The sequence below is a fragment of the Pseudomonas helleri genome (genome assembly GCF_001043025.1).
Lineage (GTDB): Bacteria > Pseudomonadota > Gammaproteobacteria > Pseudomonadales > Pseudomonadaceae > Aquipseudomonas > Aquipseudomonas helleri.
The window spans coordinates 45,806-71,408 of record NZ_JYLD01000017.1 but is presented as its reverse complement, the minus strand read 5'-3'; the positions used below and the strand labels follow the sequence as shown (position 1 = coordinate 71,408).

Below are 25,603 nucleotides of genomic sequence, written 5' to 3'. Positions count from 1 at the left end.
TTTTGAGGACACCATGGAAAACACGGCAATTGGCTTTCCGCCAACGACCATCGCTGTATTTGTAGCACTTGCGGTCATTGCCCTGGCAATCGATCTGTTTACCCACAAAAGCGATAAACCCGTCACGCTGACCAACGCGGCCTGCTGGTCGATTTTTTGGGTGCTGATCTCTCTCGCCTTTGCGGGCTACCTGTATTACGCCCATGGTCCGAGCGTGGCCAGCCTGTTTGTCACCGGTTACGCCCTGGAAAAAGTCCTCAGCGTCGACAACCTGTTTGTGTTCATGGCGATCTTTGCCTGGTTCAAGATCCCCGATGTGCTGCGTCACCGTGTTCTGTACTGGGGCATCATCGGCGCCATCGTGTTCCGCTTGATTTTCGTGGCGATCGGTACAGGGCTTCTGGCTTTTGGCCCATGGGTGGAAGTGCTGTTTGCGGTGATTGTGGCCTGGACTGCGGTCATGATGCTGCGCGGCAATGAAGACGACGAAGACGAAGACTATTCCAAACACGTCGCCTACCGGTTTGCGAAAAAACTGTTCCCGGTGTGGCCAAAGCTGCACGGTCACCAGTTTTTTGTGTCGCGCACGGTGCTGGAGCAGGAGATCACCAAGCCCGAAAACAAGGGCATGACCCTGGCCAGCAAAGGCGCCTTGTTCGCCACGCCGCTGTTTTTGTGTGTGGTGGTGGTTGAAGTCTCGGACATCCTGTTCGCCTTCGACTCCGTGCCAGCCGTCATCGCCGTCAGCCGTGAACCCCTGATCGTTTACTCCGCCATGATGTTTGCGATTTTGGGCTTGCGGACCATGTACTTCGTACTTGAAGCCCTCAAGCGTTATCTGGTGCACCTGGAAAAATCGGTTATCGCGTTGTTGTTCTTTATCGCCGCCAAGCTGGCGTTGAATGCAACCAACCACCTGTTTGGCCATGGCATCAGCATTGAGCCAAACACCAGCTTGCTGGTGGTGTTGGTGGTCTTGGCCATCGGCATTGCGGCCAGCGTTGTTTTCCCCGGCAAAGAAGAAAAATCGGACGTTAAAAACGGCTGACAGCTTTGCCTTGTTCAACGGCCAGGAGGCGCAGCACACGATGCAGTCGAGGGGGGATGGCTTGGTCTTTCAAGCCGTTCCCATTCAGTTCTTTATATAAGGATTCACGCACATGGCAGTAAGTCTGAGTAAAGGCGGCAATGTATCCCTGAGCAAAGAAGCACCGGGTCTCACCGAGGTCGTGGTGGGGTTGGGCTGGGATCCACGGGTAACCGACGGCCAGGAGTTCGATCTGGACGCCTCGGTGTTTATTGTTGGCGAGAGCGGCAAAGTGCTGAACGACGGCAGTTTTGTGTTCTACAACAACAAAACCTCACCGGACGGCAACGTTGTGCACCAGGGCGACAACCGCTCGGGCGCAGGCGATGGCGATGATGAGCAAGTGCACGTCAAGCTGTCCGGCTTTGCCCCAGACACCAAAAAACTGGTGTTTGCCGTCACCATCCACGAAGCGGCCGGGCGCAAGCAGAGTTTTGGTCAAGTCGCCAATGCGTACATTCGCGTAGTGAACAAGGCGGATGACAAAGAGCTGGCGCGCTATGACCTGAGCGAAGACGCCTCAAGCGAAACCGCCATGATCTTTGGCGAGCTGTACATCAATAATGGCGAGTGGAAGTTCAAAGCCATCGGCCAGGGTTTTGCTGGCGGCCTGGGCCCGTTGGCCGCGTCTCACGGCGTAAACCTGGGCTAATCCCTTGCGTTAAAAAAGACCCTCCCCGATGCCGGGCAGGGTCTTTTTTTTTGTGTTAAATCCCGCAGCCATCCAAAATTTCGCCCTCTGTAGGAGCGAGCTTGCCTCGCGATCTCTTGATTGTTGAGCGTGAGAACATGCTCCTTTCATCGCTGTAGCCGGTCACAAAACTGCACTTAACAACTGCGCAAAAAATTGCGCACTTAAACGCTGTTTTTACACCGAATACTTTGCTGTAGGCCTGATCAACAAAGGGCTCCAGCGAACTGCGCAACTTTTTGCGCAGCAGTGCGCAACACCTTGCGCACTTTTCCCTGATATTTCGCCTAAATCCCCTGTCGATAAACACACGTTCGTCTACAGGCGTTGATCTATAAGGGCTGAACGTTAACTGGCACAACTATTGAACTCTCCTATGGCCGCGCAACGTTTTTGTTTGCCGGGTTATCACATTTTTTGTGCAAGGAGAGCTTCATGGCTACGCCAGCGTATATGTCCATCACCGGTGCAAAACAGGGCCTGATCACATCCGGCGCGTTCACGGCCGATTCAGTGGGTAACACCTATCAGGAAGGGCACGAAGACCAGGTCATGGTTCAAGGTTTCAGCCACGAGGTGATCATCCCGCGTGATCCGCAATCGGGTCAGGCCACCGGTCAGCGTGTTCACAAGCCACTGTGCATCACCAAGGTTTTTGACAAGTCTTCGCCGTTGCTGCTGCAAGCATTGACCTCCGGCGAGCGCATGACTGAAATCGTTATTCAATGGTTTCGGACATCGGCTTCCGGGACGCAAGAGCACTACTACACCACCAAAATTGAAGACGCGATCATCGTCGACATCAAAGACTACATGCACAACTGCCAGGACCCGGCTAACAGCCATTTCACCCACCTGGAAGACGTGCAGTTCACTTACCGCAAAATCACCTGGACTCACGAAATCAGCGGTACTTCTGGCTCTGATGACTGGCGCACCCCGGTCTGAGGTTAAACCCAAGTACCCATAAACTTCATCAGCCCGCCTCGGCGGGCTGATGTCGTTCGCAGGAGGCATTCAATGGATACGCGTGATCTTTCGTTGTCGGCAGGTCTACCTGCCGACCTTGAATGGCAAGGACGCTGCGGTTTATTACTGGACGCGGTCAGCCTGATCAAACGCTCCCAACAACTGGCGCAGTGGAACAACCCCTGGGTATTTGAGCCGCTGTACACCGCCTCGGCAATGCCCGGCCTTGAGCAACTGTCGCCGCGTGTATTGACGGTCGACACACCGGCTCAGCCCGTGCTCCAACAATTTTTAGCCAAAGCCGAAGAAGAGTGGGGCTACCTGCTGTTTTGTGACGGTGAATGGCCGTCCATGATTGCCCACCTGCGCTGGCTGACCGTGGTCCGCATGCCCCTCGAACAGCGTGTGTTTCTGCGTCTGGCAGACCCTTCGGTCATGCATGCATTATTTACGCTGGCGGTCGAAGCGGGGGATCCCACGCTGTTTGGCCCTTGCCAGCAGATCCTGATCGCCGACGCAGCGCAGGGTGTCTGGCACCTCCATCAGCGTCCCGGCCCTGCGCCCATCCCGCAACAAGGCACGCCTTACTTACTCTCGGAGCAAGAGGCGAGTGCGCTGGATGTCGTCAGTTTTCGCAATGTGGTGCTGCGGCTCGACCGGCATCTACGTCATTACTTTCCTGCGTACCAGGTCCACCTCTCGCCAAGCGAGCGCTGGGCGCATGTTCACGCGTTAGCGAGCATGGCCTATGAGCGCGGCTTTAACAGTGAACTCGACATCACCCTTTACGCCAATGTGCACGGCTACCTCGGCGAACACGCCCTGCGGGACCATCCCGATTTACACCTTCAACTGACCACCGTCTCGGCGCTTACGTCTGCGCAACGCATCGAGAAAGTGGCTGAAATCGCCCGCTGCCGAGCACTGCACCTGAGAGAGCCCGCTTGATGTCGACCGTCTTCTGGCCCAAAAACCCCAATAACGTCAACCTCTCCCGCGATGATGCGCGAAACAGTATGGGCACCTGCCCGCTGATGAAAACCACCGTGCAGTTGATCCCGCTGCGCTACGCCATCGTCGACAACCCGGCACTCGACCCCGCGAGCGAGGTTGCCATGCCCTACAGCCTCGACGCCCGGCCGCTGGGCATCCGGCTGTTGCGCGATGGCTGGTTGTACGTGATTGAGGGCAGCAGCGGCACCTTGTCCGAGTACCGTATTGAAGACGGTTTGGTCAGCGCCATGCTGTGGCAAGGTCAGGCGGTGTTCGACGACGACCGTGAAGCACCGATCCACGAACCGAGGCTGATTTACGCCAAAACCAGCACGCTGTACGTCACGTATTCCGAAGTCCCGTGGACAGCAAAAAAGTGCCAGCAAGTACTGAGCTCAACGTCCGAGCGTAACCACTTCATGCAAGCGGTCGACTTGAGCAAGGCCACGTGCGACACCGGCGGGCCCCATCTGCTGACCCCGGACATGACCGAGCATTGGCTGGCCGAAGTCGCCACCGAGCGGATCGAGGCAGAGCAACAGAACCCTGCCACCACGCTGGCCGAGCACACCAGCAGCACCCAACAACGGCTGGACGCGGAGCTGCCCGAGCACGAGCGTTTGCCTTATCTGTGGGAAACGCCCGCGCGTTTCGCCCAAAGCTCCATGAACCGCCTCACCGGCTGCATTCATCCGCAGTACCGGCACGACACGCTGTATCTGGTGCTGGAAGACACCTTGGGGGTCATGCGCGACCTGGCCAATTATCAGGACCACGTGGTTGGCTGGATCGACGACTGGAGCAATGGCGGGGCGAAACAGGGTCACAATGAACGTGATTACGTGCTGGGGTGCTACATCGAATCCCTCAGCCAGCTCAATGCGCTGGATATCAAAACGCTGATCGGTGAGAGCACGGACCCGGCGCACAAAGCGCTGCTGGATGATTTGCTGTGCATGGCTGAGCCGCAGCACGGGGTGACCGATGCCGCGATCATTGAGTACCTCGAAAGAGGTGGCTTGATGACCCCGCCCGCGGGTAGCCCGGTGCCGGCGGAGTTGGAGGTGTTGCGTCAACGGGCGCAGATGCTGGCCAATGAGGACCGCTTAAAAGGCGCTGCCATGGGCTCAAATGCTCGAAGCACGGCAGTAGACGTCGACCGTCGTTTCTACACCCGCGAACATTTTCAGGTCGCCCCCGAGGCTTTTGTCGACACACATTTCGAAATCCTGGTGTCTCTGGGTAAGCACCGATTCAATCAAGTTGATGACCTGCTGTACGGTGCAAAATTTGGCCAGCGCGGCGTCAATGAACTGATCGACCGCGAAGCAATGGACCGCGAATTACTCGCCCATCGAACCAGGCTGACGCGCTGGAACCACCTGCTCGACTCCATCACCGCCGACCGGGTCAAACTGATGTGCTCGGGCGCATTTCATACAGCGGGCTGGTACTTCGACCCGATGGACATCGGCCACGCCGGGCACGCGTTTGCCACTGAATATGCCTGCCTCAAAGACATTTGCCGCAGCGACGACGCTTGTGAACAACTGCTGGCGTACAGCGAGCGCAACCCCCAATTCAGCCGCCCGCTGTATTACACCTTGCCCTACAGCGACCAAACCTCGTTGTGGGTGCACTACGCATTTTTGCTGGCCGCGGGCATGGTCCTGTTCAACAACAGCCCTGAACTCCTGGCCCGCCTGCGCAGCATTGAACAGAGCCGTTTACCGGCACTGGACGATCTCCCCGACAGCACCCGCTCAGTGGCCAATGCCGCCCTCAACACCCTGACCCCGGCGCTTAATCGCGGGTTGGAAAACGTGCTGGTTAACTTTGACGAGTTCTTCAAAAACAACGCCATGCCCGACGTTGAAGAACTGCTGCGCAAACTTCCCGTCGCCCTCAAATCGCGAATAGTGCAGGCGGCCAAAACCGAGGGCGTGACGTTTCACTTTGCGACCCCACAAGAACAGGCCGCATTACGCGAAACGCTGGGTGAAACCTTCAAACTGCGCCAGGAAATAGCCCTGCTTAAACAGAAACGGGCCAGATCCAATCGTCAACACGGGCACAAATCTCAGACCTCTCGGGAACTGCTGGAGAAAATCCAGTACGACAGCCAACGGCTGGATCTGGAGCAAAGACGGCTGGCAGCCAGCCTTAGCCCCATCCCGGAGTTGCCGGATGAACATGCACGGATTTTCGGTTCGACGCAGGGCAAAGCAGGGCTGACGGTTATCTTTCCGAATGAAGGCAAACGGCAAGTGGCCGGGCTGATGGATAACTTTCGTAAAGGTGTCCATCGCGCGCCGGTGATGAACGTGCTGGGGGATGGCGCGGCGTTGTTGCTGTTTGTGGCGCAGGCGGTGAATTTGGTGCAGGTGTTCAGAGAGACACTGGCTGTTTCGAGTGATAAGAGGCAATGGCTACCTCTAATAAGTGCGTTCGCTGCCACTGGTGCTGCCGGGTTTGCGGCGGCTCAAGGCGTATTTGACACGGCGCTAAGCGCTCAGGTTAAAAAGCTAGGAGATGGTTTGGCTCTAACTTCGCTCAGTCGGCTGCAAGTCACGATGGGCAAGTTGCATGTTGGATTGGGGGTTTTTAGTTATTTAGCTGGTTTTATTGCTGCTGTTATCAGCCTTAAGAACTACCACAGTAATTGGTTACAAGCAGTCCGTAGCGGGAATCGAGGCGCTCAAACTGGAGCTTTGATAACGATGGTTGCTGCAGGTGGTCTGGCGGCCAGCAATGCTTATGGGGTTGTTAATACAGTACGGGCAGGATTAGATGTATTGAATACTGCTAAAGGGGCGGCCCGTGAGACGGCGTGGAAGGTTGCTGGAACTCGTCTAAGCAGTGTCTTTTTTCGCTTTAACTGGGCCGGTGCATTCTTTACGTTATTGGAATTGGCAGGTACTTGGTTTTACAACCGCTACAACACCAGCGGCCACGATCGTTGGCTGCAAAGCACCCCATGGGGGCTTGAGGCAGATAAACGTGAAAATTTAAGCCTTCAAGAGTTTCAGCATTACTTGACGATGCAGCAGCAGGCGCCCTTTGTAGAGATCAAGCGATCAGATGACGAACCGTTCTGGCAGAGTATGCTGCCCAGCGCAAAGCCGGGTGAGATATTCGTGATTCTTCCTGGGATGACTGTCTCTGACTATCAACCCACGCTAGAAGGTCAGGCCAATCATGGCCTTAGAGTTGGTGCGCTGCGAATAACTACGTTTCTGCAAGGTGATCGAGGCAAACCCATTGAGCAGCGTGAGGTTGTAACCGAACAGGTAGAGGCGGGCTTGTATCGTGAGGAGAGCAGGCTGGAAAAGGAGCAGAGTGGTCCTGCACCTTTGTTGCTAAAGCTCACTTATCCACGTAATCCGCAGCGAGTACTGGGTAAATTATCCGAAGAGTTATTGATAGAACTTGAACTCCAGTCGCTGCGTGAGAAGGGAAATTTAGCTTCGCGTACGTACCGTATTCGTTTTAATCCTCATGAAAGCGGACGATTTCTCTCTGCGAAGCAGCACTTCGAGTCAAGTTCGGGAATACCTTTAGTGGTGATTGATGTCGATGCCTTGGATTTATTTTCATGAGCAAAGCCAAAGTTGTATTACCAAAATCATCCATCAATGGGACCCAAAAGGTAGCAGGTGACCTAGAGCAGTTTTCTGGTGGTCAGCAGACCTATTTAGCTCCATTACCCCTACCTACCGCAGCGGAGCCTTATTGCCCCTATATCGGTGATTACAACGATATCTATTTAGATTTCGGAGGCGGAGAACCGAATGTTTATTCATATCAAATATGGCTGGGTGGGCCATTCAGTTCATCATGCTTAATGGGATTCGGGTTCCCTTTATTTTGCTGGGTCATGGTTTTGGCGCTGGGTGGAAGCTCAGCCGAGAGTTGGGAGTTTGCAGTAGATTCTTTTTATGCTGTCTGGGGCTACGCTTTATTTATGTGGTTCGCTGGATCAGCTATGTGTTTTTACGTCTGGCTCCAAGCCCACAAACTCTTCACCAAAGTCATCCCCACCCGCTTCAACCGTCAACGCCGTGAAGTCTGTTTTATGCCCGAAGGCGCCACACAACCCTTGTTCGTCCCTTGGGAATCCTTGTCTGCCTGGGTGGTTCAAGGCCAAAGCGCGACGCAATACGGCGTGACCCGCCACTACGGGATGGGCATGGGCTTTGTGCATGAAGGCGAGTTGGTCAGTGTCGAATTCCAGTGCGGCGCTCTGCAACTGGCGATTGCCAATTGGGAGGCCGTGCGCGGCTACATGGAGTACGAACTCAACGACCTGCACGCCATCCAGGACCCGCTGGAACTTCAGGCTCCCGGCGACCCGCCCCATGAAGGCCTGCACACGTTTCGCAATGCTCGCGCCAGTTTGCATCGGCGTATACGGGAGAAAGAAGTGGGTTGGATCTACGGCTTTTTTTGGTACGTCTACCACGTCATGACGTTATGGACCTTGCCCAACCATTTGGTTGAGTGGGAGATAAAACGCATCGCCAAGGTCGGCCGTAAAGCGCTGCCCGAGGCGATGCGTGAATGGTCCGAGCCGCTGCCGCCCGAGCAATGGGCCAAGCCCAGCGCCGAGTTGCTTCGTTTGAGCGCCAAGGTCAAAGCGCTGGTCAAACGATCACCCCGGCGAGCGATAACGGAGATTTTCGCCGAGGTGAACAGGCCTTAAAACGTGTACTGGTACTGCGCCGTGACGCCTTGTTCGTGTGAGCGTTTACCACGTTGATCATTCAGGTTCAGGCTTAACGTGCTGCCCCGCGAAAGGCGTGCTACCGCACCGAGGTCCAGTTGCACGGTGCTGCTGAGTGGGGCGCCGGCAATGCGCTGGCTGCTGGCGCCCTGCCAGGCAACCTGGGTGGTGGGTTGCAGGTCGCCGCTGGCGTGGGTGTAGGCCAGGCCTGCGTTGAAGCTCAACCACGATGGGCCGATCTGACGCTGGCTCAGGTCAACCGTGAAACGCACGCCCGTGGTGCTCAAATTAACCGCGCTGCTGGTTTTACTGCCCTGCAAGGCGCTCTGGCCGCCACGCTCTCTAAACCCTTCGTTGCTCACTCGTACATGGGCCAGTTGCACATAGGGTTGCAGCGCCCAGGCGTCGTAGTTCAAGCGGTAATTGCCTTCGATAAAAAGCTGTCGGGTGTGGCTGAGGTAATTGGCTGAGAGGCCTTCATCGATGTCTGCAAAACTGACCCGGCGCTTGCTCTGTATCGTATTGCGCGCATAGGCCAGGCCGCCGTGAAGCCCAAACGCGTTCCAGGTGTGTCCCGCATGCAGGCCGAACTGGACAGTGTCGAGCGAGGCTTTGCCCGCGCTCCCGGTGTTGACACGGCCTTGGCTGTTGGCGAACAGCAGCCCCGCGCGCGTGCCCTGTTCGAACCCATGGTCGGCGCCGATCATGACCCCGGTGTTGCTGTGGCTGACTTTCGCGGCGTTGCCATCGCCGTCGAGTCGGCCGTTTTGATTTAACGCCTGTACCCACAGGCCAGAAGGCGACAGGCCCGACGCGCGAGTCAGGGCGGCATCCCGTATAACGTGGCTGTTTTCCAGCAACACTGACTGGGTGCTGGCATACAGTTCGCCGCTGAGCTGGTCCAGCGCCCGTTGCGCCGGCTCCGGGAACAGTGAGGTCAGGCGCTGTGCCAAAGGTGCAGACATGGGCAGTGCATCGGCAGCCTTGGCCATGGCGCGCTGGTTGGCGCTATTGGCTGCCGACACCAACGGCAGGCCACGGCTGACATCAACCGATAACTGCTCGGCTTCGTGGATTTGGGTGAACCCGAGAAACGGTGAAAACGCCTGATGATCCAGCGCGTCGTATCGGCCATTAATCCCCGCGTCAGCCTGCAACACACGGTAGCGCTGACCCAGGGCGAACACATTCGGCGCAGGCGCCAAACGCAATGTACCGCCTTGCAAATGGGCCGTGCCCGTGACCTGTAGCGCAGGCAGACCAGGGCTTAGGCCGGGACGGGCGATCAAGGTTGAGCCGGCCTGTTGCTGGTAATCGCCGTTTACCGTCAAGGCCCGGTGTTCGCTGCCCGGCATGAGCGTGCCCTGCACGTGGGTGTGGGACAGTTCGCCGTCACCACTGAGCAAACCGGCCGCACCGACCCAGGTCGTGGCGTCGGTCACCCGGCCGTTGATCTGCGCGATGCCGCCGTTAACGTTGAGCGCAGAACCATGCAAGGCGCCATTGAGCCGCAGCAATCCGCCTTCAACCGTAATGTCGCGGGTGAGGTGGTTGGTGCCGTCGAATTCCAGAATGCCCTGGTTGAGGGTCGCACCGGCAAAACGGTTATTGCCGCTCAGGCGCAGCCAGCCGACACCGTCTTTGTTCAGCCGCCCCGGGCCGCCGATATCATTGCGCCAATCGTCCCAGGCACCACCCTGCCAGACCACGGCGCCGCCTGCGCGACGGTCCATCTGTACGTGGGTGTCGACCCGCAGTTGCCCCGGCCCGTCAATGGCCTTTTTCAGGTCGATCAGCCCCCAGCCATAGACCTCATCGACACCGGGCGCGCCGAGGTCTTGAGCGGTTGTCAGCAACACATCACGGATTTGCGGGTTGTCCAGGTACGGGAAGCGCTCCATCAACAACCCCAGCGCGCCCGTCACATGCGGGGCGGCCATGGAGGTACCCGACCAGGTTTCATAACCAAAAACAGGCCGGTCGCCTGTCACTTCAAAGCCATTGACCTCGCCGTCTTCGTCGTACCACTTGTTGGCGTCAATTTCGCCGCTGACTACCGACGAAGCAATAGCGGTCCCGGGGGCTGCTACGCACCAGTCCATGCTGTAGCCACAGCGAAATGAGCCGGGTGAAAGGGTCAGGTTTTTGTCCACATTAACCACGCTCAGCCAGTACGGCTCAAGGCCCGCAATGGCCAGCGGTAGCGTCGCGAGAACACCCGCCATGGGGGCTTGTTCAGGTGAGAGGTTTGGCGAGCTTGTATTACCGGCCGCCCAGACCTGGAGCAGGCCGAAATCCAGCGAGCCCTGAGCCACGGAGCGTCCGACGCCTGCACGGTGTTTTGCCAGCGCTGCCGTCAGTTGATCAAGGTCGGCGAAGCGGTCAGAGAGGTTCCAGCTATGGTTAATCGCGCGTACGTTCTGCGCGTGCATTTGCTTATAGGTGGGCGTGGATGTGTCGAAATGGCCCGGTTCAATGCTCTGGGTTTTTTTGTACACGGGAGGAAGAAAGTTATAGGTGTTGCTGAAAATCCGCACCGTGTTCAGCGCGGCACCATAGGCCACGCCGTGTGTGCCCACGCCATCGCGATTAGCCAGCATTGTGCCCGCCACATGGGTGCCGTGCGCTTCATATTCGATGCCGGCCATGTCGAGGTAATCGTTCAAGTCATCGCTTGAAAGATCGCCAATGGAAACCAGGTAGTGCAGCGCCTCCAATACGTCTGGCGGCAGGTCGTTATAAACGACCTGGGCACGATCCCCGTTGCTGAAAAAGCAGCCATCAGCTAGCTCGGTGGGCAGCTTCTCACGGGTGCAACCGGGGTCTGCCAAACGGGTAGCACGATGGTCTTTGCCTGCGAACTCACCGTGGCGAAGGTCGACACCGGAGTCGAAAATACCCAGATTCACCCCGCGGCCACTTAGCCCGCGCGCATAGGCGGCGTCTGCACCGATGGCTTGCAGGCCCCAATCCTGAGTGAATTCCTGGCTGTGCCAACTGGCGGCGTCGTGCAGGCGGCCTTGTTCGTGATAGGCAAGACCGTGTGCTGGCAGCGTCCATAAGCCCGCCAACAGGCCCAGGGTGAGGGTGTTCGCGGGCAATGAGCAGGCGCTCGGCAGTGCTCGCCGCCGAGATTGCGGTACGTTCGACATGGGGATCCTTTGCGTGATTGCTGACGCTGCGTAGCGTGGGCAATCTGCAACAGGATGCGTATCGGACGCGGCGGGGTTGGCCGGGAGAGAGGTCCGGGAGTGTCGTAGGGCAAAACGATTATTCAGGGCGCTTCTTACAGATTCTGCGCCAGCATGGCCAGCGCTGCACCCAGCATCATCAACGCCGCGCCTCTAAACAGGTAGTGTTGAGCGCGCGGGCTGGCGAGCAAGTGGCGGATGCGCACCGCGCCCAGCACAAACAGACCGCCGACGATAAACAGCACCGCGATGGTCAACGGCACCAGCACGACGCCCCACGTGTGCAGCGACACCGACTCCAGATTGATGACCAGCGGCAACAGCGCCAGGTAGAACGCGATGGTTTTCGGGTTGCCCAGCGTGATGGTCAGGCCGGACAGCCAGGCGCTGAACAGCTCGCGCTTGTTGATCGGCCGACCTAGCACCACCGGCTGCGGTTTCGCCCACCAGAACTGCCAGGCCAGATAGCCCAGGTAAACTGCCGCACACGCTCGCACCAAGACAAACAAAGCGTCGAAGTAGTGGGCGATCAGGCTCAGGCCAAACACCGCGAAGGACAAATACACCAGGTCGCCCAGGATCAATCCAGACAATAAACTGAAGCCGGGCAGGGCGCCGCCACTTACGCTGCGTGCAACCAGAGCGGCCATGCCGGGGCCCGGTATGGCCGCGGCGACGCCCAGTGCGGCGGTGTATGTCAGTGCTTGAGAGAGTTCGAGCATGATCCGGATTCATCCTTGGCTGAGGGTGTGTGTCAATAAGCATATCCCGCAGGCGCTGGATAAATTGGTCTGTTTCGGTTGCCGGTTGGCTGAATTGGGGTCAAATTTACCCCTGAAAATAATCCACGGGGTATTTATGACCGAACAGAGCTTGAGCGCCATTGACGCCAAAATTCTTGCCGCCTTGCAGCAGGATGGGCGCACCACCAATCAGACCCTGGCCGATGGTATCGGCATGTCGGCTTCGCCTTGCTGGCGGCGGGTACGACAACTGGAAGAGCACAAGGTCATCCAGGGCTATCGCGCGGTGCTGGACAGACGCAAGATCGGCCTCGGCGTGCTTGTGTTTGTGCGGGTCACCATTGACCGCCACAGCGAAGTCGAAGCGCGCAAGTTTGAGCAGGAGGTCATGGCCCTTGAAGACGTGGTGGCCTGCTACAGCATTGGCGGCGATGCGGATTTTCTGCTGCAAGTGGTCTCGCGGGACCTGGACACCTTTGCCGACTTTGCCATGTCGGTCATCCGGCGCCTGACCGGGATCAAAGAGATGCAAAGCATGTTTGTGCTCAAGGAAATCAAGCCGTTTATGGCGTATCCGGTCAAAGGCCCCAAGGGATGAGGCGTTGTGATCGTACAACATCGCGGCTTGTTTAATGGCATGCCCGGTTGGCACTCACGAGGCACGAATCTGCGCGGGACCGCAAAGCGCTATCATCGCTGTACGCACTTAAATCCGCAGATTTAGCCTTTCTGATATTTATTTCATCCAGCGTTTGACCGCTCTAATACGGCCCTTGGCCTATGGCTATTGAGCGGCCAAGGCGCCTCTGTGGGCGTGATTTCAATAAGAGGGATTGACGATAATGTTAATAGTTGTACGATGACGTACGACAAAGCTAAGTGCTGCCATCCTTATCCCCACAACACGTCCCAGGGTGTTCGAATAATGAATCCACAAGAACTGAAGTCCATCCTCTCGTCTGGCCTGCTGTCTTTTCCGCTCACCGATTTCAATGCTCAGGGTGATTTTCACCGTGAGGGCTACATCAAGCGCCTGGAATGGCTGGCCCCGTATGGCGCGTCTGCCTTGTTCGCGGCAGGCGGCACCGGTGAGTTTTTCTCTCTGGCGGCCAGCGAATACTCGCAAGTGATCAAAACTGCGGTCGATACCTGCGCCACCAGCGTGCCGATTCTGGCCGGTGTCGGCGGTTCTACCCGTCAGGCCATCGAATACGCGCAAGAAGCCGAGCGCCTGGGCGCCAAAGGGCTGCTGTTGTTGCCGCACTACCTGACCGAAGCCAGCCAGGACGGTGTTGCCGCCCACGTCGAGGCGGTGTGCTAGTCGGTGAACATCGGTGTGGTGGTCTACAACCGTAACGTCTGCCGTTTGACCGCACCGCTGCTGGAGCGTCTGGCAGAACGTTGCCCGAATCTGATCGGCTACAAGGACGGCCTGGGCGACATCGAACTGATGGTCTCGATCCGCCGTCGCCTTGGTGATCGCTTCAGCTACCTCGGCGGTTTGCCGACGGCAGAAGTCTACGCCGCGGCTTACAGAGCGCTGGGCGTGCCGGTTTACTCTTCGGCGGTGTTCAACTTCATCCCGAAAACCGCGATGGAGTTCTACCACGCCATTGCCCGCGAAGATCACGACACCGTGGGCAAACTCATCGACGACTTCTTTCTGCCGTACCTGGACATCCGCAACCGCAAAGCGGGCTACGCCGTGAGCATCGTCAAGGCCGGGGCGACCATTTCTGGCCACAGCGCAGGCCCGGTGCGCGCTCCGCTGACTGATTTGTTGCCGGAAGAATACGAAGCGCTGGCCGCCTTGATCGACAAGCAAGGCCCGCAATAAACAATGCCCAAGGCCGCTGAGCAATCAGCGGCCTTTTGCGTAAAACCAAGGAGCGGGCTTATGACGTTGATTGAACATGCCGACTCGCCGCGCACCATCCGCCTGCATGCGCGGGATAACGTGGCCGTGGTGGTGAATGACCAGGGTGTGCCTGCCGGTACCGAGCTGGCGGATGGCCTGGTGACTCTGGACTTTGTGCCGCAAAGCCATAAGGTCACGCTGGTCGATATACCCCAGGGCGGCGAAGTGATTCGCTATGGGCAAACCATTGGCTACGCCTTGCAGCCGATTGCGCGGGGGCGTTGGGTCAATGAAGACCAACTGCGCATGCCCACCGCGCCACCGCTAGACAGCCTGCCGCTGGCCACCGAGGTACCGGCCGCACAGGCGCCCCTTGAAGGGTTTACGTTCGAGGGTTATCGCAACGCCGACGGCACCGTGGGCACGCGCAATATTTTGGGCATCACCACCACCGTGCAGTGCGTGACCGGGGTGCTGAACCATGCGGTCAAGCGCATCCGTGACGAACTGCTGCCGCATTACCCGAACGTCGATGACGTGGTGGCGCTAACCCACAGCTACGGTTGCGGCGTGGCGATCAGTGCCACCGACGCTTACATCCCGATTCGTACCGTGCGCAATCTGGCGCGCAACCCCAACCTGGGCGGCGAAGCGCTGGTCATCAGTCTGGGCTGCGAAAAACTTCAGGCCGGGCAGGTGATGCACGACAACGACCCTTCGGTGGACCTCAGCGAGCCGTGGTTATACCGCTTGCAGGAGGCGAGCCACGGCTTTACCGAAATGATTGAACAGATCATGGCGTTGGCCGAAACCCGCTTGCAGAAGCTCGATCAGCGTCGCCGCGAAACAGTGCCGGCCAGCGAACTGATCCTCGGCATGCAATGCGGCGGCAGCGACGCGTTCTCCGGGATCACCGCCAACCCGGCATTGGGCTACGCGTCGGACCTGCTGTTGCGGGCCGGGGCGACGGTGATGTTTTCTGAAGTCACCGAAGTGCGCGATGCGATTTACCTGCTGACCTCGCGGGCGCAAAGCCAGGCGGTTGCCCAGGAACTGGTGCGTGAAATGGACTGGTACGACCGTTACCTGGCCAAAGGCGAGGCTGACCGCAGCGCCAACACCACGCCGGGCAACAAAAAAGGCGGGTTGTCGAATATTGTCGAAAAGTCGCTGGGTTCTATCGTCAAGTCCGGCAGCAGTGCGATCAACGGCGTGCTCGGTCCAGGTGAACGCTTTACCCACAAAGGGCTTATTTTTTGTGCCACCCCGGCCAGTGACTTTGTTTGCGGCACTTTGCAACTGGCGGCCGGAATGAACTTGCACGTGTTCACCACCGGGCGTGGCACTCCGTATGGTCTGGCCATGGCGCCAGTGGTGAAAGTCTCGACCCGTACTGAACTGGCGCAGCGCTGGCCGGACCTGATCGACATCGACGCCGGGCGCATCGCCACCGGGCGGGCGAGCATCGAAGAACTGGGCTGGGAGTTGTTCCACTACTACTTGGACGTGGCCAGCGGCAAAAAACACACCTGGGCCGAACAGCACAAACTGCACAACGACCTCACCCTGTTCAACCCCGCCCCGATTACCTGAATCCAACGCATCACCCACTGTAGGAGCGAGCTTGCTCGCGATCTTTTAAACAATCAAAAGATCGCGAGACAAGTGAAGGGGTTTACTTACCCCGCGAACTGCACGGGTAACCATCCGGGCCCGCCGTGCCGGTGCAGGCCCGTTCAGCAGGCAGGGACTTTACCGGCTCGCTCAGGTGGTTACGGTTTTGCGCATCTCGCTCCAGGTCAAACGCGTCATACAGCTTGCCCGCGGCGGTGTAGCTGCGCACTTCAAGGCGTGAGTCCTGCACGTCGATGGTCTGATACAACTGGGTTTCTTCAGCGCTGCGATCCGGTTGCAGGTGCGCCCGGTCATTGAGCCCGTACATCTTCGACCCCGCCACCGAGACCATGTACACCGGGCCCTGCACCTTGCCGCTGGCACGGTCGGCGCGGGAGGCCGCACGCCCGGCTTCGCTGGTCACGCGGCTGTAGCAATGGTCATGGCCTTGCAGCACCAGATCCACCTTGTAGCGCTCAAATAACGGCTTCCAGGCGGCCTTCAATGGTTCGGTGTCTTCGGGGCGGGCGCAGGTGAAAACGGGCTGATGGTTGACCACAATATTCCAGCGCGCCGGGCTGTTTTTCAGGCTGTTCTCAAGCCATGTTGTTTGCTCGGCCAAGGTGCCCATGTCGAGGGCCGCTGTGCCATCCAGCACGATAAAACGCACGCCCTGGTAATCCATCACATACGTGGTGTTCTTCAAGCCCGGCACGCCGTTGTCCGGCAGCGCGAACTGACGATTCCAGTGCGGGCTCAGGGTGCGGCTTTCACTGCCATCAGGGTGTGTCCCGTCCAGGTATTCGTGGTTTCCGATGGCCACCACCTGCGGGATCATCCCGTAGTTATAGCCACCGGCCTGGTTCCACTCGCCCCATTGGTCGTCATGCACCAGGTCATCGCGTTGCGACACCAGATCCCCGGCATGCACGATCAGTGCAGGGTTGGCCACACTTTTCAGGGCCTGGCGGATGCTGCGCGAGGCCAGTGACAGAATGTCGTTTTGCACATCGCCCATGTAGATAAAACTGAATGGCTTGAACGTCTCGGCAGCAGTACGAAACTGCAACCATTCGCTCCAGCCTTCAGCACCTTTGACCCGGTACACGTAGGCGGTGTCTGGCTGTAAATCGTGCAGGCGCACCTGGTGGTAAAGGGCCGGACCGTTTTCAGTGTCCAGGCTCAGTTGAGTCCCTTCCAGCGTATGGGCAGCCTTGGCCAGTTGCGGCCCGTCGAGGGCGACCGCCAACTGCAATTGGCTGGCTTGCTGGTGAGTGTCGGTGCGAAAGGTCACTGCCATTTCCCGTGCAGGATTGGCCCCTGGCGTCAGCACAATCCGATCCGCCAGACCGCTGGCGGCATAGGGTGTCCCGGGTGAATGGGGCAGGGGTGAGGCGGGGGTGGCCGCTGCACTGTTGATCACAGAAAACAGCGCGAGGGCGAGCAGCGTTGGGCGAATCATGGAGCCTCCTTGAGTGGCGAAATGCGCCCAAGGAAACAAAGCTGCGTGACATCGGGATGACGGTCGGGGGTCGATTCAGCTCGGTTTTCACCGGCTTTTTTGTGCTTTAAAGCAGGGGAGGTTTAAACGTTGAGCCCCGGCAGGTCATTTAAGATCAAGCCCATTGGCAGGAGCGAGCGTGCCCGCGATCTTTTGGTCCCTAAAAGATCGCGAGGCAACCCCTGTTTATTTGGCCGTGATCACCGCCAGCTTGGTAATGCCGGCCTTTTCAATCGAGGCCATAAGCTTGGCCACTTCGCCGTAGCTCACCCCGTTGTCGGCCTGCAACTGCACGCGCACATCCGGGTTTTTCGCCTTGGCATCTTGCAGGCTGACTTCCAGCAGGTCCGGTTGAATTTCGTCCTTGTTGATGTACACCTTGCCCTTGTCGTCGATGCTCACCACCACCGGATCCTTTTGCTCGATCGGGGCCACGGCCTCCGTTTTCGGCAGGTTGATCGGGATTGCGTTGGTTAGCAGCGGCGCGGTGACGATAAACACCACCAGCAGTACCAGCATCACGTCGACCAGCGGCGTGACGTTGATTTCACTCAGCACTTCATCGTTGTCTTGGGTTGAAAAAGCCATCTCAAGACGCCTCCTTCACTTTGCCTGCGGCACCGGCCGCGGTGTTCAGCACCGGGTGCAAATGCACGCGGAACGCGCTCTTCTGGGCCAGGCTGTAGAAGTCGTGAGCAAAGTCATCGAGGTCGGCTGCGGTCAGTTTCAGGCGACGCAAAAAGTAGTTGTACACCAGCACCGCAGGCACCGCGACGGCGATCCCGACGCCGGTCGCCACCAGTGCCGCACCAATCGGCCCGGCCACGGTTTCAAGGCTGGCAGAACCCGCAGCACTGATGCCTTTCAAGGCCGACATGATGCCCCACACGGTGCCGAACAGACCGATAAAAGGCGAGGTGCTGCCGATACTGGCGAGGATCGCCAGGCCGGTTTCCAGTGAGCGGCGTTCGCGCACGATCTGCTGGCGCAGTGAGCGCTCCAGGCGGTCCTGATGGTTGATGGCGTGAGCAAGGTCATTGGTTTGCTGGGTGTCAGACACCTGGATCGCGGCATAACCGGCCTGGGCAACACGGGCAGCGGCACCTGGTGCGGTGCTGGCCAGTTCGGCTGCGGAGTCGAGGCTGGTGGCGGCCCAGAATTGCTTGAGGAAGCGGCGGTCCTGGCTTTTAAGGCGGCCGAACTGCACGCCTTTGAGCAAGAACAGGCCCCACGTGGCGACCGAGAAAATAATCAGCAGCCAGATGACCGCGTGTTCGATGGATTCAAAAGGGGAAGCGATCAGGTTCATGGTGTGGCTCTCCAACAAAGGCGTTAAGTCAGTAGTGCGATGCGCCTTTTGTCAGGTAGCCCGCTGGAACAATCAGGTTCAGTTATTTGATTTTGAAGTCGATGGGTACGCTGACCCAGCCGTCCTGGGCCACGTCGCCCTGTTTGGCCGGGACGAAACTCCAGCGTTTGACGGCCGCCAGGGCGGCGTCATCGAGCTGGGTACGACCGCTGCTTTTTTGTATCTGGATCTCGCCCGGTTTGCCGCTGGCCAACACGTGCACGCGCAGCAACACCGTGCCTTCCCAACCGCGACGCATGGCCAGCGACGGGTATTCCGGCGCCGGGTTATGCAAATAACCGGCGTTGGCCGAGGCCGGTGTCACCGGTTTTGGCGCAGGTGGTGCCGGTGGCGCCGGGGCGGCCACAGGCGGTGCTGGCGGCGTGGGTGGTTGCTCAACCGGTTTCGGCACGGGCTTGGGCACAGGCTTGACCACAGGTTTTGGCTTGGGCTTGGGCGGCGGCGGAGGCTTGACGGCCAACTCGTCCTCGACGGGCGGAGGCGGCTCAGCGACCGGCTGCACAATCGGCTCAGGCGGTGGTGGCGGTGTTTCGACCACCGGCGCCGGTTGCGAAAACTCAATCGTCATCGGCGGGATTTCCGGCGGCACGATCGGCAGCACCGGCGCCGGGTTCTGGCTGATCCAATAAATCACGGCGCCGTGCAACGCCAGCGCCAACACGCCGATCAGCACCGCTTCCGGGCGGCTCAAAATACGCTTGGGGGTACTTTGCAGCCGCCCCAGCGCCAGCGGTTCGCGATAGGCGCGGCCCAGATCGAGCAAGTCGCCGACCGGTGCCGTGCGCCATAACGCGTCCGGCACAGCGCTCGCGGTGTGGACTTTACCCATTGACTGACTCCGTTTAAAAAATGTTCGTGTTACACCCTCTGCAGGAGCGAGCTTGTCGCGCGATCTTTTGATCTTTCAAAAAGATCGCGAGGCAAGCTGGCGCCTACAGTGACTGACGTTGAGCTTCCTGGCTGGCGCTGCGCGGTGATTGCGCCAACTCGCCGATTTTTTCCAGGCGAGCCCGGACGATGTTTCGGCTAATCCCCAGCACACGGCCGGTTTGCAATTGGTTGCCATGGCAAAACCGGTACGCTTCACGAAACACGGTTTCTTCAATGCGCTCGTAAAGGTTCGGCAAATTCTGTTCAAACAATTTGGCCAAGGCTTCTTCAAGGCTTGCCGGGGGCACATTTGTCGGTGTGAACGCCGGGGGGCTGGTGGCGCGCACCCCGTGACTGCGCATATCGACCAGGTGCAAATCTTCGGGCTGCACACGCTGGTTACGGCACACCAATAGCGCGTGGTGAATCGAGTTCTCCAGCTCGCGAATGTTGCCCGGCCAGCTGTGGTCCAACAGCTTGCGCTCGCACTCAGGACTCAGCGTGGCGCGGTTGTAGCCCAGGCGCTGGCAGTGTTCTTCGAGAAAAAACTCTGCCAACGGCAGGATGTCACCGGGCCGCTCACGCAACGCTGGCAAGCGGATCGTCGCGACGTGCAAGCGGTAGAACAAATCCTCTCTAAAGTTACCCGCCACCACCGCATCGGCCAGGTTGACGTTGGTTGCCGCCACCAGCCGCACATTGATCGGGATTGGCGTACGGGAACCCAGGCGCACCACTTCACGCTCCTGTAATACACGCAGCAGCTTGACCTGCATGTTCAATGGCAAGTCGCCGATCTCGTCGAGAAACAACGTGCCGCCTTTAGCCGCCTCAAACCAGCCGGCCTTACTGGTGGTGGCGCCGGTGAAGGCGCCTTTCTCATGACCGAACAGTTCGCTCTCCACCAGCGATTCAGCGAAGGCGCCGCAGTTCACGGCAACAAAGGGTTCATCGCGCCGATAGCTCAGGCTGTGGATATGTCTGGCGACCAGCTCCTTGCCGGTGCCGGTTTCACCCATGATCAGCGCATTCGCGTCGCTGGGTGCCAAACGCTCTATGCGGTTGAGCAGTTCCAGCGAGCGCGGGTCCTTGAAAACCAATACGGTAGCGCGGACCGACTTAGTCAGTTCGCGAGCATGCGGATGAGTGATCAATGACATGGTGATATTCCTGAAACCAAGAGCGCTGAAGAATCATGCACGATATTTATATAGATTAAAAAAGTCTTAATTAGCATTTGCATATTCAATAAATGCATATAAGCGATTTTCTGTTCAATCTGTATAAACCCCCCGGGTACAGGGGCTCGCACGGCTGAAAAATCAGCTGTGAAAGGGTCCCGTCGCAGCGTGATGACGGGCTGAAAAAGCGTGTACAAATGGCGTCTATGGGTGAGCAGGGGCCTCGCGATCGTTGCCGACCAATTCCGTCAACAACTCGTCCTTGAGTGCCTGCAAACGCGCGCACTGGCGTTCACGCGGGTGCGGTAAATCGACGTGAACTTCGTGTTTGACTCGCCCTGGACGAGCGTCCATAACGATCACCCGGTCACCCAGGTACAGCGCCTCTTCAACATCGTGGGTGACCATGATCATCGTGCTGCGTTGTTGTACCCAGATCCGTTGCAACTCGCGTTGCAAGTGCACGCGCGTCAGTGCATCGAGAGCACCAAACGGTTCATCGAGCAGGAGGATTTTCGGTTTATTGATCAGTGCGCGGGCGATGGCAGCGCGTTGCGCCATACCGCCCGACAACTGATGCGGGTAGGCCTTCTCAAACCCCTGCAAGTTGACCAGTTGAATATGCTCGGCCACTAACCTGGCTTTTTCGGCGCTGGATAAACGGTGATTTTTCAGCGCGAGCGCGATGTTTTGCTCAACGGTTTTCCACGGGAACAGGCGGTGGTCCTGAAACACGATGCCGCGCTCCAGGCTAGTCGAGACAATGCGTTCACCGTCGAGCAGAATGTCGCCGCTGTACTCGGCTTCCAGGCCGACAATCAGTCGCAGCAAAGACGACTTGCCGCATCCGCTGGCGCCGACAATGCTCACGAACTCGCCCGGCTTGACCGCCAGATTGATGTTTTCCAGCACCGTCAGCGGTTTGCCTTCAATGGCGTACTGCTTGCCCAGCCCACGAATCTCCAGGGCGCCGGGCAGATGCCGGGTCGGGTCCAGCCAGTGTTGCTTGAGAGGTGCATTCATGTGGGATCCCGTATTCAACGAAGATCACGCCAGCGCAGCAAATGCCGGCTGAGGCGCGAAAACAATTGGTTCATGGCGTAGCCGAGCAAACCAATGCACAGCACGCCAATAATCACGACTTCCATGCGTGAACCGGCCTCGGCATTCATCATCAGATTGCCCAGCCCGGCACCCGTCGAAAGAAACAGTTCGGCGCCCACCGAACTCACCCAGGCAAACGCCAGCGCATGCAGCACGCCATTGTTCAGGGAGGGCAGGGCGCTGGGCAGCAACACCTGAGTCAGTTGCTGCCACGGGGTGAACGCGAAGATCTTGCCGACCTCGCGATAGCGCGGCTCGATATGGCTAAACCCCTCATACGTGTTGAGGGTCATCGGGTAAAACGCGGCGAGGCTGACAATTAGCACTTTTGCCCCTTCACCGCTGCCGAACCACAAGGCAATCAACGGAATCAACCCCAGAATCGGCACTTGGCGCAGGATGTGGTAAAGCGGCCCGAGTCCCCGTTCAATCACCCGTGACAGAGCCATCGAGGCGCCGACCAGCAGCCCCGCCGTGACCCCGATCAGCAGCCCAAGGCAAGTACGTTGCAGGCTGGCCAGGGTGCTGATGAGCAGCGCGCCGCTGTCGATCAAATCGACAAACCCTTTGCCGATCGTCGCCAACGGTACAAAGGCGTAGGCCTGCGCAGCACCCTGACGGGAGCAGAACTCCCAAAGGCCGATCAGCAGCACCGGCAGCAACAGGCCACGGCAACGGCGCAGCAGGGCAAGCAATACGTTCATGGGCTTCTCCTAGCGGGCTTTCCAGCGCAGCAAACGTTTTTCCAGCAGGCGAAACCCGTAATCGAGAGCAAAGCCGATCAGCCCGATCAGCACTACGCCGACCATCACAATATCGATGCGCATCATCTGCCGACTCATCTCGATCATTTGCCCCAACCCGCTGTCAGCCGCGAGCAGTTCCGCAGCCACCAGCACCATCCACGCGCGGCTCAGCGCTACGCGCAGGCCGGTGAGAATCGGTGGCGCCGCTGCTGGAAAGATCACTTCCAGCACCAGGGCACGCCATGGCAGGCGGTATACCCGCGCGACCTCGAAGTAACTGCGCGGGATGGCCTTGATGCCTTCGCTGGTGGCCAAGGCCACCGGGAAGAACACGGCTTTGGTGACGATTACGATCTTGAAGGTTTCTTCGACCCCAAACGCCAGGATGAACATCGGAATCAACGCAATCGAAGGTATCTGTCGCACCGTGTGAAACAGCGGTGCGCAGTAGTGCTCGACGGTTTTTGACAGCGCCAGGGCAATCCCGAACAGCAACCCGGCACCGGCCCCAAAGGCAAAACCGATAGCCAGGCGGCTCAGGCTGAACTGGATGTGCTCAAGCAATTCACCGCTGTGCTGTAGATCCTTGAAGGCCTCCCAGACCACTGAGGGTGGCACCAGCAATTGCTCGGAGTAACGCCCGGAACCTGCCACTAGCGTCCACACCACCAGCACCAGCAGAGGTGAGAGCAGCCAGGTCAGGCGGATCAGGTTGCGCCGGATAAGCGTGCTCATCAGATGGCCAGCCTGGTTTTGTCCAGCACCGCTTCCAGCGGTCTCGCATCCACCCAGTCGCGGACATCAAAAGCCCGTTCGATAAAGTGATGGCGGTGCAAGAAGTACGTCAGGTCTTGCAGGGCCAGCAAGGACTTTTCTTCGAGGCGAGTCACCAGTCGACGGTGGGCGTCTTCACCGTAGGCTGCGGCGACGAAGTACTCACTGGTGTTCAGTTCACGGGCCAGAAAGCGTCGGGTTTCGTCGGCATGGCTCCAGGCCCACTGCTCGGCACGCAATACGGTTTCGACGATCAGCGCGGCGGCATCGAAATGCTCGTCGAGCATGTGCTGATCGACGGTCAGCGTGCGCGGTGTACCGATGTTGCTGCGCACCATGGGGTCCGGGTGCGAGCCGGTGTCTATCACCACATGCAAACCGAACTCGTCGGCCAATTGCACGGCGTGCGCGCCCTTGGCGAATATCGCGTCAATGTCCCCCCGCAGCAAACCGATCAACTCATTGTTGCGGCGTTTGCCCTGAGTGCTTTTAAGGGCGATCTGTGCGCCGAACACATGGCGGATTTGCTCGTCGCTGTGTTTACCGCCGTAGGGATAGTCCACCAGTTCTACATCGCCGATGTTCAGCCCTTCGAGTTGTAAGGCGTTTTCTAAAGCGCGCAGGGCCTGGGCGCGACCGAAATCGATCTGAACGTTGGCCCACTTGGGGATGCCAAAGCGTCGGTCGCGTAAGTCACGAATGGTTTTAACCCCGCTTTCCGGGGTGGTCAGGATCAGTTGCACTTCGTCCGTCCAGGACAGCCCCAGCACACGGGTATTTTTGCCGCTGGCCTTGGCCCAGATCGCGGGGGTGTTGCCGCCATGGCGGACTGAATTATCGAGGTGATGATCGAAATGTGCTTCGCGTATTTCCCGGTCAGATGACTCGCGCAGCGCTTGAATATTGGTGCCGTAAGGGCGAAATGCCTCGGCAAGGCGCCCTGATTCAACAGCGATGCCAAGTCCGGTGGGCACGGGGCTGTGTGTGTACCAAAGCGTATCGAGAGTTTTGCTCATGCAGTTACCCAGGCCATTTAAAAAGTGAAGCGGGCAGGGAATCCGTCCCTGCCCGGTACCGCGCATCAGCCCGTGCGTGTGGCCAATGACGTGCGCAAGGCTTCGAGTGGGCGGTTGTCGACCCAGTCATTCACCGAGAACGTGGTGGGGATGAAATTCCAGCGCTGCAGGAAGTCGGTAAAGTCCTGAACGGCATGCACTGAACGCTCGTCGAGATTGGTGCGCAAGCGCTGGTGGGCGTCTTCGCCATAGGCTGCCGTGACCCAGTATTCGCTGCTGTTGGTTTCGTGGGCGAGGAAGCGGCGGGTGTCTTGCGGGTGGGTCCAGGCCCACTCTTCGGCGCGGATCACCGAAGACAGAATCGCCACGGCGGTGTCGAAGTGGTTATCCAGCAAATGGCTGTCGACACTCAACGTGCGCGGCGTGCCATTGTTGGAGCGAATCAAGGGTTCTGGGTGAGAGCCGGTGTCGATCACTGTGTGCAGGCCAAACTGATGAGCCAATTGCACGGCATGTGCGCCCTTGAGGAATATGGCGTCGACTTCGCCGCGCAGCAGGCCCACCAGCTCAGCGTTTTGCCCACCGTCACGGCGGCCGCCGAAGTTGGCAATGCCATTGATCACATGGGTGGCTTCATCGCTGAACGTGCCGCCGCGCACATAGTCGACCAGCTCTACATCCTTGACCTCAAGGCCATCGAGCTTGAGGGCGTTTTCCAGGCCGCGCAGAGCTTGTGCGCGAGTGAAGTCGATTTGCGCGTTGACCCAGTGCGGCAAGCCGAATTTACGACCCTTGAGGTCTTTGACGGTTTTGATGCCGCTGGAGGGCAGGGTCAAGATCAGTTGAACCTCATCGGCCCACGACAGCCCGATAACGCGTGTATCACGGCCACTGGCCCTGGCCCAGATCGCCGGAATATTACCGCCGTGGCGCACCGAGTTTTGCAGGGTGTGATCGAAGTGTGATTCACGCACCGTTTGTTCGTTGGACTCGCGCAGTGACTGGATGCGCGTGCCTTGTTGTTCCAGAACTTCCTCCAGCCAACCCTTTTGAACCGCGATGCCAAGCCCGGTGGGTACAGGGCAACGGGTGTACCAGAGTGTTTCGAGGGGATGAGACATTGCACGTTCTCCAAAAAAATCGAGGATCGACAGGTCAAAGAGCAACCCCACG

General features: G+C 58.6%; 20 protein-coding genes and 1 pseudogene. 9 read left to right on the top strand and 12 right to left on the bottom strand.

The window, feature by feature from the left end; translation table 11 throughout:
• Positions 1-13: 13 nt before the first annotated feature.
• The 6 genes from TU84_RS22120 (at position 14) to TU84_RS22095 (ending at position 8,442) form a co-directional block, all read left to right on the top strand.
• Entirely contained in the window at positions 14-1,048 is a 1,035-nt protein-coding gene (locus TU84_RS22120) for a TerC/Alx family metal homeostasis membrane protein (protein ID WP_048373027.1), read from the top strand.
• 112 nt (positions 1,049-1,160) lie between these two features.
• On the top strand, positions 1,161-1,739 hold the full coding sequence (locus TU84_RS22115; protein WP_048372948.1) for a TerD family protein: 579 nt from the start codon (positions 1,161-1,163) through the stop codon (positions 1,737-1,739).
• 474 nt (positions 1,740-2,213) lie between these two features.
• Positions 2,214-2,726 carry an Hcp family type VI secretion system effector gene (locus TU84_RS22110; RefSeq protein ID WP_048372946.1) on the top strand — a complete coding sequence of 171 codons (513 nt, stop codon included), beginning with the start codon at positions 2,214-2,216 and terminating at the stop codon, positions 2,724-2,726.
• Positions 2,727-2,798: 72 nt separating this feature from the next.
• Positions 2,799-3,695, top strand: coding sequence for a DUF4123 domain-containing protein (locus tag TU84_RS22105; protein WP_048372944.1), 897 nt, complete (start codon positions 2,799-2,801; stop codon positions 3,693-3,695).
• Positions 3,695-7,339: a toxin VasX gene (locus TU84_RS22100; RefSeq protein ID WP_048372943.1), complete on the top strand. Its 3,645-nt coding sequence runs from the start codon at positions 3,695-3,697 to the stop codon at positions 7,337-7,339. Before TU84_RS22105 ends, TU84_RS22100 begins: the two co-directional genes overlap by 1 nt.
• 386 nt (positions 7,340-7,725) lie before the next feature.
• Positions 7,726-8,442: a hypothetical protein gene (locus TU84_RS22095; RefSeq protein ID WP_409348751.1), complete on the top strand. Its 717-nt coding sequence runs from the start codon at positions 7,726-7,728 to the stop codon at positions 8,440-8,442.
• Here TU84_RS22095 and TU84_RS22090 read toward each other — a convergent pair.
• Both TU84_RS22090 and TU84_RS22085 read right to left on the bottom strand, forming a co-directional pair.
• Positions 8,439-11,615, bottom strand: coding sequence for an autotransporter domain-containing protein (locus TU84_RS22090; protein WP_053225294.1), 3,177 nt, complete (start codon positions 11,613-11,615; stop codon positions 8,439-8,441). The two genes, TU84_RS22095 and TU84_RS22090, sit on opposite strands and share 4 nt — an antisense overlap.
• Positions 11,616-11,749: 134 nt before the next feature.
• Entirely contained in the window at positions 11,750-12,376 is a 627-nt protein-coding gene (locus TU84_RS22085) for a LysE family translocator (RefSeq protein WP_048372939.1), read from the bottom strand.
• 136 nt (positions 12,377-12,512) lie between these two features.
• On the opposite strand from TU84_RS22085, the gene TU84_RS22080 reads away from it, so the two are divergent.
• From TU84_RS22080 to garD, 3 genes and pseudogenes are all read left to right on the top strand, one after another.
• On the top strand, positions 12,513-12,995 hold the full coding sequence (locus TU84_RS22080; protein WP_048372938.1) for an Lrp/AsnC family transcriptional regulator: 483 nt from the start codon (positions 12,513-12,515) through the stop codon (positions 12,993-12,995).
• Positions 12,996-13,322: 327 nt separating this feature from the next.
• Positions 13,323-14,234, top strand: a pseudogene (gene kdgD, locus TU84_RS22075) (5-dehydro-4-deoxyglucarate dehydratase).
• 60 nt (positions 14,235-14,294) lie between these two features.
• Positions 14,295-15,848: a galactarate dehydratase gene (garD, locus tag TU84_RS22070; protein ID WP_048372932.1), complete on the top strand. Its 1,554-nt coding sequence runs from the start codon at positions 14,295-14,297 to the stop codon at positions 15,846-15,848.
• Between the two features lie 82 nt (positions 15,849-15,930).
• On the opposite strand, the gene TU84_RS22065 is transcribed toward garD, so the two are convergent.
• The 10 genes from TU84_RS22065 to TU84_RS22020 form a co-directional block, all read right to left on the bottom strand.
• Positions 15,931-17,331: a purple acid phosphatase family protein gene (locus TU84_RS22065; protein WP_082148788.1), complete on the bottom strand. Its 1,401-nt coding sequence runs from the start codon at positions 17,329-17,331 to the stop codon at positions 15,931-15,933.
• 225 nt (positions 17,332-17,556) lie between these two features.
• Positions 17,557-17,958, bottom strand: a complete 402-nt coding sequence (locus TU84_RS22060; RefSeq protein WP_048372930.1) for an ExbD/TolR family protein — start codon at positions 17,956-17,958, stop codon at positions 17,557-17,559.
• Between the two features lies 1 nt (position 17,959).
• Positions 17,960-18,679 (bottom strand): MotA/TolQ/ExbB proton channel family protein, encoded by a 720-nt coding sequence (locus TU84_RS22055; RefSeq protein ID WP_048372928.1) that lies wholly within the window; start codon positions 18,677-18,679, stop codon positions 17,960-17,962.
• Positions 18,680-18,761: 82 nt separating this feature from the next.
• Complete coding sequence (locus tag TU84_RS22050; protein ID WP_048372927.1) at positions 18,762-19,568, bottom strand: energy transducer TonB; 807 nt, start codon at positions 19,566-19,568, stop codon at positions 18,762-18,764.
• Between the two features lie 103 nt (positions 19,569-19,671).
• Entirely contained in the window at positions 19,672-20,769 is a 1,098-nt protein-coding gene (locus tag TU84_RS22045) for a sigma-54 interaction domain-containing protein (RefSeq protein WP_048372918.1), read from the bottom strand.
• A gap of 225 nt (positions 20,770-20,994) precedes the next feature.
• On the bottom strand, positions 20,995-21,813 hold the full coding sequence (locus TU84_RS22040) for an ABC transporter ATP-binding protein (RefSeq protein ID WP_048372917.1): 819 nt from the start codon (positions 21,811-21,813) through the stop codon (positions 20,995-20,997).
• Between the two features lie 14 nt (positions 21,814-21,827).
• Positions 21,828-22,598, bottom strand: a complete 771-nt coding sequence (locus TU84_RS22035) for an ABC transporter permease (protein ID WP_048372915.1) — start codon at positions 22,596-22,598, stop codon at positions 21,828-21,830.
• A gap of 9 nt (positions 22,599-22,607) precedes the next feature.
• On the bottom strand, positions 22,608-23,375 hold the full coding sequence (locus TU84_RS22030) for an ABC transporter permease (RefSeq protein ID WP_048372913.1): 768 nt from the start codon (positions 23,373-23,375) through the stop codon (positions 22,608-22,610).
• Entirely contained in the window at positions 23,375-24,430 is a 1,056-nt protein-coding gene (locus TU84_RS22025) for an ABC transporter substrate-binding protein (RefSeq protein ID WP_048372912.1), read from the bottom strand. Before TU84_RS22025 ends, TU84_RS22030 begins: the two co-directional genes overlap by 1 nt.
• 65 nt (positions 24,431-24,495) lie before the next feature.
• Positions 24,496-25,551: an ABC transporter substrate-binding protein gene (locus TU84_RS22020; protein ID WP_048373022.1), complete on the bottom strand. Its 1,056-nt coding sequence runs from the start codon at positions 25,549-25,551 to the stop codon at positions 24,496-24,498.
• Between the last annotated feature and the right edge of the window lie 52 nt (positions 25,552-25,603).